16 protein-coding genes are annotated in these 17,376 nt (G+C 60.0%); 8 read left to right on the top strand and 8 right to left on the bottom strand.

From position 1 onward, the window contains the following. From PHS32_RS01960 to PHS32_RS01945, 4 genes are all read right to left on the bottom strand, one after another. On the bottom strand, positions 1-338 hold a 338-nt coding region (locus PHS32_RS01960; protein WP_301077071.1), incomplete at its 3' end, for a glycerate kinase. Positions 339-430: 92 nt separating this feature from the next. After that, entirely contained in the window at positions 431-1,789 is a 1,359-nt protein-coding gene (locus tag PHS32_RS01955; RefSeq protein ID WP_301077070.1) for an ATP-binding protein, read from the bottom strand. Beyond that, entirely contained in the window at positions 1,786-2,457 is a 672-nt protein-coding gene (locus tag PHS32_RS01950) for a winged helix-turn-helix domain-containing protein (RefSeq protein ID WP_301077069.1), read from the bottom strand. The genes PHS32_RS01955 and PHS32_RS01950 overlap by 4 nt, the downstream gene beginning before the upstream one ends. Before the next feature lie 46 nt (positions 2,458-2,503). Continuing rightward, entirely contained in the window at positions 2,504-3,205 is a 702-nt protein-coding gene (locus PHS32_RS01945; RefSeq protein WP_301077067.1) for a cytochrome b/b6 domain-containing protein, read from the bottom strand. A gap of 329 nt (positions 3,206-3,534) precedes the next feature. Between PHS32_RS01945 and PHS32_RS01940 the strand changes: the two genes are divergently transcribed. Next, complete coding sequence (locus PHS32_RS01940) at positions 3,535-4,161, top strand: glycine zipper 2TM domain-containing protein (protein ID WP_301077066.1); 627 nt, start codon at positions 3,535-3,537, stop codon at positions 4,159-4,161. A gap of 183 nt (positions 4,162-4,344) precedes the next feature. On the opposite strand, the gene radA is transcribed toward PHS32_RS01940, so the two are convergent. Continuing rightward, positions 4,345-5,742: a DNA repair protein RadA gene (gene radA / locus PHS32_RS01935; RefSeq protein WP_301077065.1), complete on the bottom strand. Its 1,398-nt coding sequence runs from the start codon at positions 5,740-5,742 to the stop codon at positions 4,345-4,347. A 227-nt stretch (positions 5,743-5,969) separates the two neighbouring features. Between radA and PHS32_RS01930 the strand changes: the two genes are divergently transcribed. After that, a complete protein-coding gene (locus PHS32_RS01930; protein WP_301077064.1) occupies positions 5,970-7,076 on the top strand; it encodes a porin in 1,107 nt (368 codons plus the stop codon). A gap of 196 nt (positions 7,077-7,272) precedes the next feature. Here PHS32_RS01930 and PHS32_RS01925 read toward each other — a convergent pair whose 3' ends face one another. Together PHS32_RS01925 and ilvA are read right to left on the bottom strand one after the other, a co-directional pair. Further along, complete coding sequence (locus PHS32_RS01925) at positions 7,273-8,181, bottom strand: 5'-nucleotidase (RefSeq protein WP_301077063.1); 909 nt, start codon at positions 8,179-8,181, stop codon at positions 7,273-7,275. Further along, positions 8,178-9,737: a threonine ammonia-lyase, biosynthetic gene (gene ilvA, locus PHS32_RS01920; protein ID WP_301077062.1), complete on the bottom strand. Its 1,560-nt coding sequence runs from the start codon at positions 9,735-9,737 to the stop codon at positions 8,178-8,180. Before ilvA ends, PHS32_RS01925 begins: the two co-directional genes overlap by 4 nt. Positions 9,738-9,806: 69 nt before the next feature. On the opposite strand from ilvA, the gene PHS32_RS01915 reads away from it, so the two are divergent. Next, entirely contained in the window at positions 9,807-10,256 is a 450-nt protein-coding gene (locus tag PHS32_RS01915) for an OsmC family protein (protein ID WP_301077061.1), read from the top strand. A gap of 1 nt (position 10,257) precedes the next feature. Here the strand turns inward: PHS32_RS01915 and coq7 are convergent, their stop codons facing one another. Next, positions 10,258-10,875 (bottom strand): 2-polyprenyl-3-methyl-6-methoxy-1,4-benzoquinone monooxygenase, encoded by a 618-nt coding sequence (coq7, locus tag PHS32_RS01910; protein ID WP_301077060.1) that lies wholly within the window; start codon positions 10,873-10,875, stop codon positions 10,258-10,260. A 261-nt stretch (positions 10,876-11,136) separates the two neighbouring features. Between coq7 and PHS32_RS01905 the strand changes: the two genes are divergently transcribed. The 5 genes from PHS32_RS01905 to PHS32_RS01885 all read left to right on the top strand — a co-directional run bounded on the left by PHS32_RS01905 (position 11,137) and on the right by PHS32_RS01885 (position 17,229). Further along, positions 11,137-12,177: a porin gene (locus tag PHS32_RS01905; RefSeq protein ID WP_301077059.1), complete on the top strand. Its 1,041-nt coding sequence runs from the start codon at positions 11,137-11,139 to the stop codon at positions 12,175-12,177. Positions 12,178-12,366: 189 nt separating this feature from the next. After that, a complete protein-coding gene (locus PHS32_RS01900) occupies positions 12,367-13,347 on the top strand; it encodes an ABC transporter permease (RefSeq protein ID WP_301077058.1) in 981 nt (326 codons plus the stop codon). Further along, positions 13,347-14,573: a M20 aminoacylase family protein gene (locus PHS32_RS01895; protein ID WP_301077057.1), complete on the top strand. Its 1,227-nt coding sequence runs from the start codon at positions 13,347-13,349 to the stop codon at positions 14,571-14,573. Before PHS32_RS01900 ends, PHS32_RS01895 begins: the two co-directional genes overlap by 1 nt. Positions 14,574-14,713: 140 nt before the next feature. Beyond that, complete coding sequence (locus PHS32_RS01890) at positions 14,714-16,297, top strand: ABC transporter substrate-binding protein (RefSeq protein WP_301077056.1); 1,584 nt, start codon at positions 14,714-14,716, stop codon at positions 16,295-16,297. 20 nt (positions 16,298-16,317) lie between these two features. After that, complete coding sequence (locus PHS32_RS01885; protein ID WP_301077055.1) at positions 16,318-17,229, top strand: ABC transporter permease; 912 nt, start codon at positions 16,318-16,320, stop codon at positions 17,227-17,229. The last annotated feature ends 147 nt before the right edge of the window (positions 17,230-17,376 follow it).

Here is a 17,376-nt window from a genome sequence, read left to right as displayed (position 1 = left end):
CAGTTCACATACGACTCGGTGCCATCGGTCCAACGGTACGACTCAGGCTGCACGTCTTTGACGCTTTTGAGTTCACCCAGTGCCTTGGTCATGGCCACTACATGCAACAGAGTGACGCCGGGCTTGAGTTTGGCGTTGAGCATCACCGCACTATCGACATAACCGATGGGTCGGTTGGCCGCACGCTTGAGCACCTGCATCACGCGGGTGAAATGCAGCAGCAGCCACATCACCAGCAAGCCCACCGTGATCGCAACACCCGCCCAACCGTAAGACCGGTAAGCGGCGGCGACCAGCAACACACCGGCAAGCGGGAAAAGTATTTTTTGAAATTGCATGGGTTGATGTTTTACTAACTGTGATTGCGAGGCGGGCAGAAGCGGGGTGGAACTTTGTCGACAACCGATCGAGCAGGTTCGGGGACAAGTTCTTAGCCAGTTTGCTTGAGGGGCCACTGTACCGTCACCGCCAGTCCACCCAGCATCTCCGATCTTCTGACCTGAACCTGTGCGCCCAAGACAGAGGCAATTCTTTTGACAATTGACCAGCCCAGGCCGTTGCCTGGCTGCTCGCTCCCCAGCACGCGGTAAAACCGTTCACCCAGTCGTGCCATTTCCGGCTCCGTCATGCCCGTGCCGCTGTCCTGCACCCGTAACACAGCTTGCCCGGACTCGGTTGCCACACTGACCCAGACCCGTGCCCCCTGCGGGCTGTAGCGGATCGCGTTATCGATCAAATTGCGCAGCATCATGCTGACCAACATCTCGGAACCGGCCACTGCACAGGGGGCGACGGCATCGAGTTCCAGAGTTTGATGCCGGGCCAGTGCGGTCGGTGCCAGATCGGCTGCCACACGGCGTGCCAGCGCACTCAAATCCATCACCGCGGTAGTGGCAGTGACTGGCGCTTCTTCCAGCCGCGCCAGCGTCAGCAGTTGCTCGACCAAACGCGTGGCCCGATCACAGCCGGCCAGGGTGGCTTGCAGGGCATGGTCGCGTTGTGCGGGATCGTCAGTTGCGCCCATGGCCACTTGCGCCTGGGCCCGGATGCCGGCGATGGGCGTGCGCAGTTCATGTGCGGCATCAGCGGTGAAACGACGCTCGAACACCATCATCAAGCTGATGCGCTCGAACAAGGCATTGAGGGCTTGCACCATGGGCGTCATTTCGGACGGCAGCCCGTCAATTTGCAAGGGCTCCAGGGCCTGCGGACGCCTTTGACCAAGCAAATGACTGAGTTGGCGCAAGGGCGCCAACCCCTGGCGTACCGCCCACCAGCCAACCAGTGCCAACAGCGGCAAGGCGAACGCCAGCGGCCACAGCACGCCCTGTAGAACGGCCAGAAGAATGGAGTCGCGCGATCCGGTCTGCTCACCGACATAGACCTGGACATCGCTTTCGGCTCCCGTCGTCGCGAACACGCGCCATAACTCCCCGTTGCCCAAACGTTCGGTTGAAAAGCCATGCTCATGGCTTGAAATCGGTGTCGCGCCGGCATTGGCCGAGCGCATCATCAAACGCCCTTCGTGAAACACCTGAAATATAACTTTGGGGGCGTACTTGTGCAGCGAAGGCGCATCGTCCACGCTCTCCCGATGGCTCTCGCCAGCCTGCTGCATCACCAGCAACGCCGCGGCTTGGGCCAGATGACCGTCGAGCAATTCATCGAGTTCATGGCGGACGTCAAACCAGGTCAGGAGCACGGTGCCCAGCCAGACTATGGTCAGCAGAACCAGCAGAGGCGCCAACAGGCGCGCCTGCAGGGATTTCAGGCGGCGTTCACGCTTCATGTCTTCTCCGGGGGGCGCATCACGGTGTAGCCAACACCGCGCACGGTCTGGATCAGATCGGGGTGCAACTTGCGGCGCAAATGGTGGATGTGGACCTCGATTGCATTGCTGTCGACTTCATAGCCCCAGCTATAGAGTTTTTGCTCGAGTTGCTCGCGCGACATGACGCGCCCGGCATTGAGCATCAGGGCGTACAACAAATCAAATTCCCGTGTTGACAGGGGCACTGCCTCGCCATCCAGAGTGACCTGTCGGGCGGAGGGGTCGAGCAGCACTGCGCCACAACGCAAGGCGTCTTGCAACTGACCATGCGAGCGGCGCACCAGGGAGCGCAGGCGCGCGCCAAGCTCATGCAGGTCGACCGGTTTGATCACGTAGTCATCCGCCCCCAGGTCCAGGCCGCGAATCCGGTCGGGCACGGCGTCACGCGCCGTCAGCACCAGCACCGGGGTACTGATTTTGCGTGTCCGCAGGGACTGCAATACGTCAATCCCGTCCTTGACAGGCAAACCGAGATCGAGCACGGCTGCCGCATAGTCGCCCGACGCCAATTCGCGTTCGGCAGCGCCGCCATCACGCACCCAATCAACCTGGAAGCCAAGCTGGCGCAAGCCTGCGCGCAGACCGTCGCCCAACATCGGATCGTCTTCAGCCAGCAGAATGCGCATCAAAAACTCCAGGGTGGTTCAGTCGCCTTGAATCGCATGGCGACAACTAATCATCGTCATGGCGATGAGAGGCGTATTTTGCATTTTTCGTGGCGGCGGCCCCGCCACCGGATGTAGTGCGCGACGGTGCGCTGTGCCATTGCAGCCACCAAAAGCCCAGCACGCCTAGCAAGATGACGAGCGCCAGTGGACGCCAGGCGCGCCGGATACCGTCCTCGGAGGCGCCCATTTTTTTGCCATTCAGCATGGAGCGCACCAGGTTTTCGCGATGCAGCCAGCTTGTCAGTACGACTCCCGCCAGATGCACGCCGACCAGCGCCAGCATGAAGCCCGCAACGCCTTCATGCAGCTCCTCGATCCAGCGGCCGCCGAGCTTGTTCCAGATGGCCCAGCCGGTGGCGACCGTGGCGGCGCTCAACAGCAGCAGCCCGACAATCGCCATGGCGCCGGCCGGGTTATGGCCGGCATGCTGCTCGGGGCGGCCGTTCAACAGGGCGCGCCCATACCGCATGACGGCCAGGGGACCGCGCACAAAGCTGGCAAAGCGTGCGTGGCGCGTGCCGATCAAGCCCCAGAGAATACGAAACGCCAGCAGCCCTCCCAGGGTGTAGCCTAAAGTCACGTGCACCATGCTCCAGCGCTCACTCTCGGCAGTCAGATAAGCGCCGGTAAAACTTAGCACCAGCAGCCAGTGAAACACCCGCACAGGAGCATCCCAGACCAGGATTTTTGTTCTTGTTTTAGCCATTTTTACTTTGGCAACCGGATGTCATGCTCATTGAAATGGCCCTGTGCCGCTTGGGGGTGGCAAGCCGCGCCAGCCAAGATCAAAACGCGTGAGAAAGAAGTCAAAATGTGCATGGCACCTCCGTGGAATACCATGGTAGGGAGCGCAGATTAAACATTTCTTAAGAAACGGCGGAGCCGCTGCCGGCATACTGCTTCTGGCGCTGGTTCGCGCGGGGTTGATGGTTATCAACCCTGACTCTCGGCTTTGTGCCACTCTCGCGTTATTCTGTTATTCCAGTCCTCGAACGGAATGTGGCAATTTCATCTTTCTTGAATCAGGAGCAGACAATGGCAAAACCCTTTTTGATACTGGCCGGCGGCTTGTTGCTCTCGGGCCTGGCCTTCACAGCTGTTGCGCAGACGCCGTTGACGCCGAAAGCCCAGTACGCGGCCGACAGCAACAAGGCGCAGACGCGCTACACGGAGGATAAAAAACTCTGCAATGACGAAAGTTCGTCCAATGCCCGTCTACAGTGCCGGCGCGACGCCAAAGCAGAGTACGACAAGGCCCTCGCCAGCGCCAAGGCGCAATTGGCCGCCGCTGCGCCAGCCTCCAGCCCGGCGCAGGCTGGCAAGGCGGCCTGCCCGGACTGCGGCAAGGTGTCGGCCGTCAGAGTCACCGAAAAAGAAGGCGAAGGCAGCGCCGTCGGCGTGATCGCTGGTGGCGTCACCGGTGCCTTGCTGGGTCGCCAGGTGGGTGGTGGTCTGGGCAAAGACCTGGCCACGGTGGCTGGTGCCGCCGGTGGCGCTTATGCCGGCAAGAAGATTGAGGGAAAGATAAAAACCCACAAGGTGTGGACGGTCAGCGTGCAATATGCCGACGGTCACGCCCGCAGTTTCAATTTTGACCAGGACCCCGGTCTGAAGGCGGGCGACCCGGTGAAGAACTCAGGCCACACCATCGTGCGCGAGTGAAAGTGAGCCCCCACGCTTGCCACTTCGTGTGCTACGCTGGACACGCCGCTGCCAGAAGCAGCGGCCCTTCGCCCTGTCCGGATGTGCGCGGGCACATCCGGAGCCGCAGGGCTCAGCCCCACGGGGGGCTGTGCTTGCTTGGGGCGGCCCGGCGCGGCGCACAATTAGCCCCCACGCTCCGCGTTACGCCAGCGAGCGCACCACTTCCAGTGCCTGCTCAACGCGCTCCACCGCGTGGATCGTCAGCCCCTCGATCGGTTTTTTCGGTGCATTGGCCTTGGGCACCACAGCAACGCTGAAGCCCAGCTTGGCGGCCTCCCGCAAGCGCTCCTGGCCGCGTGGCGCGGGTCGCACCTCGCCGGCCAAGCCAATCTCGCCAAAGGCAATGAAGCCCTTGGGCAGAGGTTTGCCGCGCAGACTGGAAGTGATCGCCAGCAGCACTGCCAGGTCGGCGGCTGGTTCGCTGATGCGCACCCCGCCCACGGCGTTCACGAAGACATCCTGGTCCATGCAGGCGACGCCGGCATGGCGGTGCAATACCGCCAGCAACATGGCCAGACGGTCTTTGTCCAGACCCACTGAAAGCCGCCTGGGCGACGGGCCGCTGCTGTCCACCAGCGCCTGAATCTCCACCAGCATCGGGCGAGTGCCCTCCAGCGTGACCATCACACAACTGCCGGGCACCGGCTCGGCATGCTGGCTCAGAAAAATGGCGCTTGGGTTGGACACCCCTTTGAGGCCTTTCTCGGTCATGGCAAAGACGCCAATCTCATTGACCGCGCCGAAGCGGTTCTTGATGGCGCGCACCAGGCGGAAACTGCTGTGCGTGTCGCCTTCGAAGTACAGCACGGTGTCCACCATGTGCTCCAGCACGCGCGGCCCGGCCAGCGCACCATCCTTGGTGACGTGGCCAACCAGCACAATGCAGGTCGCCCGGCCACGGGCGGCTCCGTCAGAGCGTCCGCTTGCCTTGGCATAGCGTGTCAGGTGCGCCGCGCATTCGCGCACTTGCGCTACCGACCCCGGCGCCGAGGTGAGTTGATCGGAGTAAACGGTTTGAATCGAGTCGATGACGGCGATGTCGGGTTGCGTGGCATCCAGCGTGGCGAGAATCCGCTCCAACTGGATCTCGGCCAGTACCTTCACTTGGCTGTTGTTCAGCCCAAGGCGGCGCGAGCGCAGTGCCACCTGGGCGCCACTTTCTTCGCCCGTCACATACAAGGTGTTTTGCCCGCTGCGTTGCAACGAATCGAGGGCCTGTAGCAGCAGGGTCGATTTGCCAATGCCGGGGTCGCCACCGATCAGCACCACACCGCCTTCGACCATGCCGCCGCCCAGCACGCGGTCCAGTTCCTCATGGCCGGTCGGTGTGCGCGCCATGTCAACGGCGTCAATCTCTCCCAGGGTGGCAATTTCGGCTGTCTTGGCCAGTGAGGCGAAGCGGTTTTTGGCTGGCGTCGTGCTTTCCGGCAGTGATTCAATCAGCGTGTTCCAGGCACCGCAGCTAGGGCATTTGCCCAGCCATTTGGGGCTGCTGCCGCCACAGTCGGAGCAAACATAATGGGTCTTTTCTTTCACCATGGCATTAATGATACTGGATGTAATCACAGATGCCGGCAGAACCTTGCGACATCAGCAGTCGGTGCTCGGGCAGCGGGCTGGCCGCTGCTTGCCGCATGCCACTTGGTGAGGAAAGATATGACGATATTCGTTTGTAGATCGGTACTTTCCCTAGGTTTGGGGGATTGAAAGCGGATTGAAAGCTAGGCTACGGTACCGTCCACCCATACCTCAACCTAGGAGATCCCGTGAAACCCAACGCCACCCTGACCCGAGTCCTGCAGGCTCGCCTCCATCCCGTCTTCGCCTTGGCCGCCCTGACAACTTTTACCGGGCTGGTGCAAGCCCAGACGGTTGAAGTATTCGGCCTGTTGGACTTGGGCTACCTGCACACCAGCGCCAGCGGCTCCGGCTCGGTTTCCGCGCTAAATCCTGACGGCAATACTTCCAGTCGGCTTGGCTTTCGCGGTACCGAAGATCTTGGTGGCGGGCTAAAGGCCAACTTCTGGCTGGAGGCGGCGGTGAGTCCGGACAACGGCACCGGCGGTTCCACCAGCACCACCAACAAGGATTCAGTTGGCGGTGGCGGTTTGACCTTTGGGCGCCGCGCCACTGTGGGCTTGCTCGGCAGCTGGGGCGAAGTCCGTTTCGGACGCGATTACGTACCCAGTTTCAGCAACTTGACGGTGGCGATGCACCCGTTTGGCACCAATGGTGTCGGCAATGCCGGCCAACTGTTCTACCAGGTCAACACAGGCGGCACTACGGCACGTACCAACGTGCGGGCCTCCAATTCAATCGGCTATCTTCTCCCCTCAAAATTGGGCGGCGTCTACGGCCAGCTCATGTACGCCATGGGCGAGCAAGCCAGCAACGCCGGGGCTACGGTGGACGACGGGAACTATCTGGGTGCACGTATCGGCTATGCCGCCGGACCGCTCAATCTGGCTTTCGCATCTGGCACGACAAAGTACGCCACCGGCGACTTCACCCAGACCAACTTTGCCATCAACTACCTGGTTGGACCCGCCAAGCTGATGTACCTGTGGGGTAAAAACGAAGTGGGTGTTACCAAGACCACGTCCAACATGGTGGGAACGCAGTGGAAGGTTGGCAAGGGTGAAGTACGTTTTGCCTACACCACCTTGAAGGCAGACGCCGTCGCCAATGACGCAAGTCAGTGGGCGGTCGGTTACGTCCATAACCTGTCCAAGCGCACGGCGCTGTACACCAACTACTCCCAGGTCAGCAACGACGGCACCGGCACCAAGTTCACGGTTGGCGGCGGTAATGCCGTTACGGCTCCCGGCGGCAGCAGTACCGGTTACGAATTCGGCATGCGGCACAGCTTCTGAGCGCGCTCCCGCGCTGTTTACAGCGCCAGGAAAAGCCACCTTCGGGTGGCTTTTCTGCGTTTTGGCCGGCACCCCTGAAGTTGATGCCATGGGGTTCGTTGGTTGTGCCCGTCGAAAAAATTTGCCGAGTCTGCACGGAGCAATTTGTATCGACAGCCGCGAAGGACTACCCCATTTTTCGAGTGGTAGCGTGTGCTCAATCGTTGGACACGCCGCTTGCCACGTGGCCCGAGGGCACATGCCGGGACGCCGAGTCCACGTGCCCGGTCTGGTCGTCAAAAAAGAAATCGGGTTCGAACTCACGCAGAAATTCGCCTTTCGGCAGCCCGCCCAGGAACATGGCCTCATCGACCTCAATATTCCAGTCCATCAGGGTGCGAATGGCGCGTTCATGGGCCGGCGCGCTGCGGGCGGTGACCAAGGCGGTGCGAATGCGCATGTTGGGCGTGCCTTCTTTTTGCAGGCGTTGCAGTGCCGCCAGCAACGGTTTGAAAGGCCCGGCCAGCAGCGGTTGCTGTGCCTTGTCCTGTTCGTGCTTTTGGAATGCGCTCAGGCCCTCGGACTGGTAGACCCGTTCGGCTTCGTCGCTGAACAGCACGGCGTCACCGTCAAAAGCAATGCGCACCTCAAAAGGATAGGCGTCACCGGCATGGGCCGATTGCGGATAAACCTGCGCCGCCGGCACGCCGGCTTCCAGTGCGGCGCGCACATCGCTCAAATGGGTGCTCAAAAACAGGTTGGCGTGCAGCGGTTTGAGGTAGCGCCACGGGGACTGCCCGCGCGTGAAGCTGCCGCGCTGAATCGGCAAGCCGTAATGTTGGGCCGAGCGGAATACGCGCATGCCCGAAACCGGGTCGTTGCGCGAGAGGATCACCACTTCAACCGGTTGCGCCAGTGGATCGGCTGAAGCCTGGTTGAACGCGAGCAATTTCTTCACCAGCGAAAAGGCCACACCCGGCTCGGCGGGCAGGTCCAGTCTCTGCAGTTGCAGCGCCATGTAAGCGCGGTCGTCGTTTTGTTCAAAGACTTCGTTTTCCTGTTCGAAGTCAAACAAGGCGCGTGATGAAATCGCCACCACCAGCTTGCCGTTGAGGGAGGCGCTCATGTCTGCAAAAACATGCGGTACACCGGGTTGCCGGTTTCTTCCACCCAGGGGTAGCCCAGCGTCTTCAAGAATTTGTCGAAAGCGGCGGAGTCGGATTTCGGCACCTGTAGGCCGACCAGGATACGGCCGTAGTCAGCACCCTGATTGCGGTAGTGAAACAGGCTGATGTTCCAGCTCGGGCGCATCAGGCTTAAAAACTTCAGCAGGGCACCGGGTCGCTCGGGAAAGATGAAGCGCAACAGGCGCTCGTCTTGCGCCAGTTTCGAATGGCCGCCCACCATGTGGCGGATGTGCTCCTTGGCCAGTTCGTCGTGCGTCAAGTCCAGCGTCTCGAAACGATGCTTGGTGAAATTGGCTGCGATCCTGGTGGATTCGCCTTTGCCATGGGTTGTCAGGCCGACAAACACGTGGGCGCGGGCCGAGTCGCTGATACGGTAGTTGAATTCCGTCACATTGCGCGGACCACCGGGCAAATCGCCCACCGCCTGGCAAAAGCGCTTGAAGCTGCCGAGTTCTTCCGGAATGGTGACGGCAAACAAGGCCTCACGCTCTTCCCCCACCTCGGCGCGTTCGGCGACAAAGCGCAGGCGGTCAAAGTTCATGTTGGCGCCGCACAAGATGGCCGCGTAGGTTTCGCCTTTGGTCTTGTGCCGGGTGACGTACTGCTTGATGGCCGCCACCGCCAGTGCGCCGGCCGGCTCGACGATGCTGCGGGTGTCGACAAATACATCCTTGATGGCCGCGCACACGGCGTCGGTGTCCACCAGGATGAACTCGTCCACCAGTTCGCGGGAAATGCGAAAGGTTTCCTCTCCCACCAGCTTCACCGCGGTGCCGTCGGAGAACAGCCCGACGTCGGGCAGCGTGACCCGCTTGTTGGCCGCGACCGATTGCGTCATGGCATCGGAGTCGTTCATCTGCACGCCAATGACCTTGATCTCCGGCCGCACCGCCTTGATGTAATTGGCCACACCCGAGATCAGCCCGCCACCACCGATGGCCACAAACACGGCGTCCAGCCGATTCGAGCCATGGCCTTGCAACTGGCGCAACACCTCCATGGCAATGGTGCCCTGGCCGGCAATCACATCCGGGTCGTCGAACGGGTGGACAAAGGTCAACCCCTGCTTTTTTTCCAGTGTCGTGGCAAAGTTGTAGGCGTCGGAGTAGCTGTCGCCATGCAGCACCACCTCGCCGCCAAAGTGGCGCACGGCATCCACCTTGACTTGCGGTGTGGTGGTCGGCATGACGATGACGGCGCGCGTTCCCAGCTTCTGGGCGCTCAGCGCCACGCCTTGCGCATGGTTGCCAGCGGAAGCGCAAATCACGCCTTTTTCCAATTGTTCGGGGGTCAGGTGCGCCATTCGGTTGTAGGCGCCACGCAGCTTGAAACTGTGCACCGGTTGCTGGTCTTCGCGTTTCAGCAGCACAGTGTTGTGCAGGCGTCGACTCAAAGCCTTGGCCGGTTCAAGAGGCGTCTCCACGGCCACGTCGTAGACGCGGGCAGTGAGAATTTTTTTCAGGTAGTCAGCGGGTTGGAGGTGTTGCGTCTTCATGGAGCCTCCATGATAAGCGCCTGTTAGAGGCGACAATTCCAGACTTCAAAGCAATAGGCGATCAATATCATGGAATGCACAGTCAGTTGGACCGGAGCGCTTGGTACACGCTCCGGCATGGGGTTTGTGGCCGAAACCGGCAGTGGTCATACCTTGGTGATGGATGGTGCGCCGGACCTCGACAAGCCGGAAATGGGTGGTTTGAACCTGGCGCCGCGACCGTTGGAAACGATGTTGGCCGCCACCGGCGGCTGCACCGCTTACGACGTGGTGCTGATTCTCAGACGTGGCCGTTTTGAGGTGCGCGGCTGCACTGTCAAGCTCACGGCCGAGCGTGCCGAGTTGGACCCCAAGGTGTTCACCCGCATCAACATGCATTTCACGGTGACCGGCAAGGCCATCCCCGCTGCCGCTGTGGAGCGAGCCATCGCCCTGAGCCACGAAAAATACTGTTCGGCCAGCATCATGCTGGCCAAGACAGCCGAAATTTCGACCAGCTTCGAGTTGCTGGAGTCGTGATTTAAATCCGGTGCGCCACCGTGGTCATCACTTTGGCGGCAGCTCGCATCAGGCTCTTGACGGCTTGCGGCAACTCGGTGGCGCCGGCCTTTTGCGCGTCCAGTGCGTGGCGCGCTTCGTCGTCCTTCATTTGCGCCACGATGGCGCGCGAGGCGTGGTCATTGGCCGGCAACAGTGTCAGATGGCTGTCCAGATGCGCTTCGACCTGATTTTCCGTCTCCACCACAAAACCCAGGCTGACCCGATCGCCCAAGCGTCCCGCCAGCAGCCCGAGCCCAAAGGCGGCGCCGTACCAGAGCGGGTTGAGCAGGGATTTGTGCTGCCCCAACTCCTTCAGGCGCTGCTCGGTCCAGGCCAGGTGATTGGTTTCCTCCAGGCTGGCCCGCGTGAAATGAGCGCGCAGAGTGTCGTTCCGGGTGACCAGTGCCTGTGCCGTGTAAAGCGCTTGGGCGCATACCTCGCCCACATGGTTGACACGCATCAAGGCGCCGGCATGCGCTTTTTCGGCGTCGGACAAATGGCTGGCCTGGCCAGCCAGAGTGGGGCAGGGCTGGCTGGCGCGTGGCGTCGCAAACAGGGTGCGCAAGGCCGCGTCGGCAGCACTTAAGAGGGTGTCCATAAGGTTATTGTAAAACGCCCAAAATTTTGGTTTGGTTCGGTTTTTGTCTGATTTTTCTGATCCTGATGCCCGGCGTTGACCTGTAGCAACTTGTTGCAAGCTCACAACGAAAGCGCCAGCTTTGCCAAAGTTTACGGACTTTTCCTTTGCCAAGCCCCCCAGCCTCTGGTTCAATCAAGCCAACTTCCTGAAATAGGAGGTTGGCCCGGGGTCCGAAAGTATCAAACCGGAGCCCTATGTTTAACCTTGGAGTAACTTAATATGAAAAGATCCCTCGTAGCTCTGGCTGCATTGGCTGCTGCCAGCGCATTTGCACAATCCTCGGTCACCCTTTACGGCACGGTTGACGCAACCTTGATGTATGGTAGCGGTGATGTTGCCAACAAGACACAGCTGGGTAACTCCGGCCTCGCCAGCAGCGAAATCGGCTTCAAAGGCGTTGAAGACCTGGGCGGCGGTCTGAAGGCTGGCTTCATCCTGGCCGGTGGCGTGAACAATGACAATGGTACCGGTGCCAGCACCAACACCAACAACCAGTCCACCGGCGGCAGCGCCAGCGGCGGCTTTGTCTTCAATCGCCGGTCCTATCTGCAGATGTTCGGTGGCTTTGGCGAGTTCCGTGCCGGCCGTGACTACACCCCGGCATTCTGGCTGGAAGCGATTTATGATCCGTTCGGTATCAACGGTGTCGGTACTTCCCGCGCATTCCAAGGCGGTGCAAATTACACTGGCGTCGTTGCAGTGCGTGCCTCCAACTCTTATGGCTGGATTTCGCCCAGCATGAGCGGCTTCAAGGTCTGGGCGCAAGGCTACATGGGTGAGAACGCTTCCAACGTTGCCAATAGCAGCGCTGGCAACGGTGGCTCTTTCCTGTTGTCTTACGACCAAGGTCCTTTGAGCCTGGGTCTGGGCTACGGTTCGACCACCACGGGCGCTAACACCGACACGCAAGTGACCAACTTCGGCGGTACCTACAACTTCGGCGCTGGAACACTGAATGCCTATGTCCAGAAAAACCAGGCAACGGGTCAATCTGACATCAATGGTTATTTGATCGGCGGCTCGGTTCCGGTTGGTGCTGGCCTGGTTCGCGCTTCGTTCTCGAACACCGACAACGGTACGGCCAAGACCAGCCAGTTTGCACTGGGCTATGTGTATAACTTCAGCAAGACAACCTCGATGTATGGCACGTTCGCAACCGTGAACAACAGTGGCGGTGCTGCTGCTGCCCTGAACGGCTCGACGACCGCCGTCAACGGCTCGTCCAACGGCTTTGACTTCGGTATTGCCAAGAAGTTCTAATCGGATGCTGACGCAAGTCAGTTGACGGTTAAAACTCAAGACCCCGCCATGGCAACGTGGCGGGGTTTTTTTACGGGTGCGCCCATCATTTAGGGCGCTATGCGCTTGGTTTGCCTGCAAACTCATGAAAACCCCCATATCGGCACGCTGCTTGCTCTGTTAGATTCTGGCTTTCCCTGGTTCTGATTGATGTTCGTATTTATTCTTCGTCGCCTGATACAGGCTCTTGTCGTGATGGTGGCAGTCGCCTTCATCGCGTTCATGCTGTTCCAGTATGTGGGCGACCCGGTGGTGTTCCTGCTTGGGCAGGATGCCAAGCCGGACCAAATCCGCCAACTGCGCACCGATTTGGGCTTGGACCAGCCCTTTTTTGTGCAGTTCTGGCACTTCCTGAGCAACGCCGTGCAGGGTGAGTTCGGCCTGAGTTTGCGCCAGGGCGCCAAGGTGTCGCGCCTGATTGCCGAGCGCCTGCCGGCCACGCTGGAGTTGGCGCTGGTGGCGGCTGTACTGGCCTTGCTGATCGGAGTGCCGCTAGGGGTTTACTCGGCCTTGCGACGGGGCAGTTTCTTGAGCCAGGTGTTCATGACGATCTCATTGTTGGGAGTGTCGCTGCCGACATTTCTGATCGGCATTCTGCTGATCCTGGCGTTTTCTGTGGGGCTGGGCTGGTTCCCCAGTTTTGGGCGTGGCGAGGTGGTGCAACTGGGCTGGTGGCAAAGCGGTTTGCTGACGCTCGATGGCTGGCACCATCTGGTGTTGCCGGCGATCACGTTGGCGGTGTTCCAGCTGACGCTCATCATGCGCCTGGTGCGGGCTGAAATGCTGGAGGTCTTGCGCACCGACTACATCCGGTTTGCCCGTGCCCGGGGCCTGAGCAACCGTGCCATTCATTTTGGCCACGCGCTGCAAAACACATTGGTGCCGGTGATCACCATCACCGGCCTGCAATTGGGGCAGCTGATTGCTTTTGCCATCATTACCGAGACTGTTTTCCAATGGCCTGGCATGGGTCTGCTTTTCATTCAAGCCGTGACCTTTGCCGATATTCCGGTGATGGCTGCCTACCTGTGTCTGATCGCGTTGATTTTTGTGCTGATCAATTTGGTGGTTGATCTGCTTTATTTTGTGGTTGACCCGCGCTTGCGAGTGGGCGCTACGGGAGGACATTGATGCAAGTCACGGGTCTTTATGCGCCGCTGAAGGTTCAGGGTCGTGCGTTTGCACGGATTGCTGCTTTCCACCCCGAGATGACGGAATTTCGGCGCGACCTGCATGCCCATCCGGAGCTCGGTTTCGAAGAGGTTTACACAGCGGCGCGGGTGCAGGAAGCCTTGAAGCTGTGCGGTGTCGACGAGATTCACCCCGGTATTGGAAAAACCGGTGTCGTGGCGGTCATCAAGGGCCAACGCAACAGCAGCGGAAAAATGATAGGCCTGCGGGCCGACATGGACGCCCTGGCGATGACGGAACATAACGAATTCAGCTGGAAATCGTCCCGCGCCGGTCTGATGCACGGTTGCGGCCATGACGGCCACACGGCCATGCTGGTCGGGGCGGCACGTTACCTGGCCGAGACGCGTAATTTCGATGGCAGCGCGGTATTGATCTTTCAACCCGGGGAAGAGGGCTTCGCAGGCGCCAAAGCCATGATAGAAGACGGCCTGTTCGAGCGCTTCCCGGTACAGTCGATTTACGGCATGCACAACTGGCCGGCGATGCGTCCCGGCACGGTAGGCGTCAATCCGGGACCCATGATGGCGGCGGCGGACCGCATCACCATCGAGATCACCGGCAAGGGCGGGCATGGCGCCCACGCCTACCAGACGGTGGATCCGGTGCTGGTGGCGGCCCACATCATTACCGCCGTGCAAAGCATCGTCTCGCGCAACGTCAGACCGATCGACAATGCCGTCATCAGTCTGTGCGCCATGCGCGCGGGTGAGCTGGGCGCCATGAGCGTGATCCCGGGCAGCGCCACGCTGGTCGGTACCGTGCGCACCTTCAGTCCGCAAGTGCAGGCCATGGTGGAGAGGCGTCTGAACGAGATGTGCAGCGCGGTGGCGCAGGGCTTTGGTGCCACTGCCACGGTTTGTTACGAGCGCTCCTACCCCGCTACCATCAACACGGCGGCCGAGGCGCTCTTTGCCGCGGATGTGGCGCAAAGCCTGGTGGGACCCGAACAGGTGGTGCGCGATCTGGAGCCGAGCATGGGAGCAGAAGACTTTTCCTTTATGCTACAGGTCAAGCCTGGTGCCTACATGCGCATTGGCCAAGGCATTGAGGGTGGTCTGGGCAGTTGTTTCCTGCACAATAGCCGCTATGACTTCAACGACCAGATCCTGCCTTTGGGCGCGGCTTTGCATGCCAGTCTGGTCGAGCAGGCGATGCCCATTTAGTCGGTTGAGAACGGAATTGGATCTTTTTGAGTCGTTGAGGGTAGAGCTTGTTCGTTTTGAGTAGTTGAGGACAGAGCTTGTTCGCTTCGCGTAACTGCGGTCTGTCCCGCAAATTTGTTGATTTTTAACTGGAGACGAGTATGAAATTTGGCATAAACAGTGTTCTGACACCCGTGGCGATTGCGCTGGCGGCGATGAGTGTGACGGCATCGGCGGCGACCTTGCGGGTTGCCAATCAGGGCGATGCGTTGTCCATGGACCCGCATTCACTCAACGAGTCGCTGCAGCTCTCGGTTACCGGCAACGTGTTCGAGCCGCTGGTTACGCGCGGGCGCGACTTCAAGCTGGCGCCGGCGCTGGCCACCGACTGGAAACAGACCTCGCCCACGGTGTGGCATTTCAATTTGCGCAAGGGCGTCAAGTTTCATGATGGCACGCCTTTCACGGCCGACGACGTGATCTTCAGCTACGAGCGCGCCAAGGACGACGGCTCGGACATGAAGAGCTATGTGGGCCAGATCAAGGAGATCAAGAAGATCAATGACTATTCACTTGATTTCATTACCAGCGCACCATTCCCGATCCTGCCCGAGTTGTTTACCAACTGGCTCATGATGAGCAAGAAATGGTGCGAAACGAATCAAGCCACCAAGCCGGTGGACCGGCGCAAAGGCATTGAAAACGCGGCGTCGTTCCGTGCCAACGGCACCGGCCCCTATCGCGTCCGCGAGCGTCAGCCAGGGGTGCGTACCACTTTTGTGCGCAATGGCAACTATTGGGGCAAGATCGACGGCAATGTGGACGAAGTGATTTTCACACCCATTGGCAACGACGCCACCCGCGTGGCTGCTTTGCTGTCGGGTGAAATTGATGTGATGGAGCCGGTGCCGGTACAAGACGTTGACCGCATCAAGAGCAATCCCAAGTTCAAGGTGATGCAGGGTCCCGAACTGCGCGTGATCTTTTTGGGCATGGACCAGAAGCGCGACGAGTTGCTGTTCTCCAATGTGAAGGGCAAAAACCCGTTCAAGGACAAGCGCGTGCGCCAGGCGTTCTACCAGGCGATTGACATTGACGGCATTCAAAAGACCGTGATGCGCGGCGCCGCCACGCCGGTGGCCTTGATGCTGCCGCCTCAAGTGAACGGATTCGACGCGTCTTTGAGCAAACGCTTGCCGTTCAACGTGGACGCGGCCAAGAAGTTGATGGTTGAGGCAGGCTACCCGGCCGGCTTCGAAGTCAAGATGAACTGTCCCAATGACCGTTATGTCAACGACGAAAGAATTTGCCAGGCGGTGGCCGCCAACCTGTCCAAAATCGGCGTCAAGATCAATCTTGAAGCTGAAACCAAGGGCACTTATTTCCCCAAGATTCTGAGCCGCAACACCAGTTTCTACATGCTCGGTTGGACTGCCAGCACGGTCGACGTGCACAACGTCTTGTATCCCATCATGTCCTCACCGGGTGAGGGTGGCCGGGGTCAGTTCAATCTGGGCGCCTACAGCAATGCCAGGGTGGATGAGTTGACTCAAAAAATCGGCTCCGAGACCGATCTGAAGAAACGCAGCGAGATGATTCATGAGGCCTTGAAGATTCATCAGGATGAAGTCGGGCACCTGCCGCTGCATCAACAGGCGTTGAATTGGGCCATGAAGAAAAACGTTGATCTGGTGCAACTGCCCAACAACGACATGATCTGGAAATTCGTCAAGGTCAACCCCTGAACCTGGACGTACGACCTCGGATGAAAGTATGGTTGGCCCGGCTGGGCGACAGCGATATCGGCTACAGTTTTCGCAATTCGCCGGTGGCGGTGGCCGCCGCCACCATTGCTTTTGTCTGTATTTTTTGCTCCGTGTTTGCCAATCTGGTGGCGCCGCACAACCCGTTTGACCTCAGTACGCTGGAGTTGAGCGATGCGCGGCTGCCGCCGGCCTGGGACGCGCTGGGTAGCGCCAAGTATCTGCTGGGTACCGATGACCAGGGCCGCGACATTCTCTCGGCCCTGATGTTCGGCGCCCGCATTTCGCTGGCGGTGGGCTTGGCATCGGTCGCCTTGTCAGTGCTGCTTGGCGTGACACTGGGTCTGATAGCCGGCTTCCTGGGCGGTTGGGTGGACGCCATTTTGATGCGCTTGTGCGATGTGATGCTGTCGTTCCCGGCGATTCTGGTGGCGCTACTGATCGCCGGTGTCGGGCGAGCCCTGTTTCCCAATGCACAGGATTCTCTGGCCTTCTTTGTGCTGATCATCTCCATCACACTGACCGGCTGGGTTCAGTACGCGCGCACGGTGCGCGGCTCGACGCTGGTGGAACGCCACAAGGAATACGTGCAGGCGGCCCGGGTGACGGGCGTCTCGAGCCTGCGCATCATGCGGCGCCACGTGTTGCCCAACGTGCTGGGACCGGTGCTGGTGTTGGCCACGATCCAGGTCGCCACTGCCATCATCATTGAAGCGACACTGTCATTTTTGGGGGTTGGTGCACCGCCCACGGCGCCGTCGCTGGGCACCCTGATTCGGGTCGGTAACAACTACCTGTTCTCGGGCGAATGGTGGATTACGGTTTTCCCCGGTCTGATGCTGGTCTTGATTTCCCTGAGCGTGAATCTGCTGGGCGACTGGTTGCGCGACGCCCTGAACCCAAAGTTGCGCTAGGGATGCAAATGATGATGCAAGATTTTTTTCGAGGTGAGGCTGAAGGCCGTGGCACCGGTTGTCATGCCGGACCTCTCGGTTGTCATCCCGGACTTGATCCGGGATCCAGTGCCACTCGCACCATGGATTGCGGGTCGGGGCCCGCAA

It is taken from the genome of Rhodoferax sp. (genome assembly GCF_028714215.1).
Classification (GTDB): Bacteria; Pseudomonadota; Gammaproteobacteria; order Burkholderiales; family Burkholderiaceae_C; genus Rhodoferax.
Note: the sequence above shows the minus strand (reverse complement) of the source record. Positions and strands in the feature narration are given on the sequence as shown.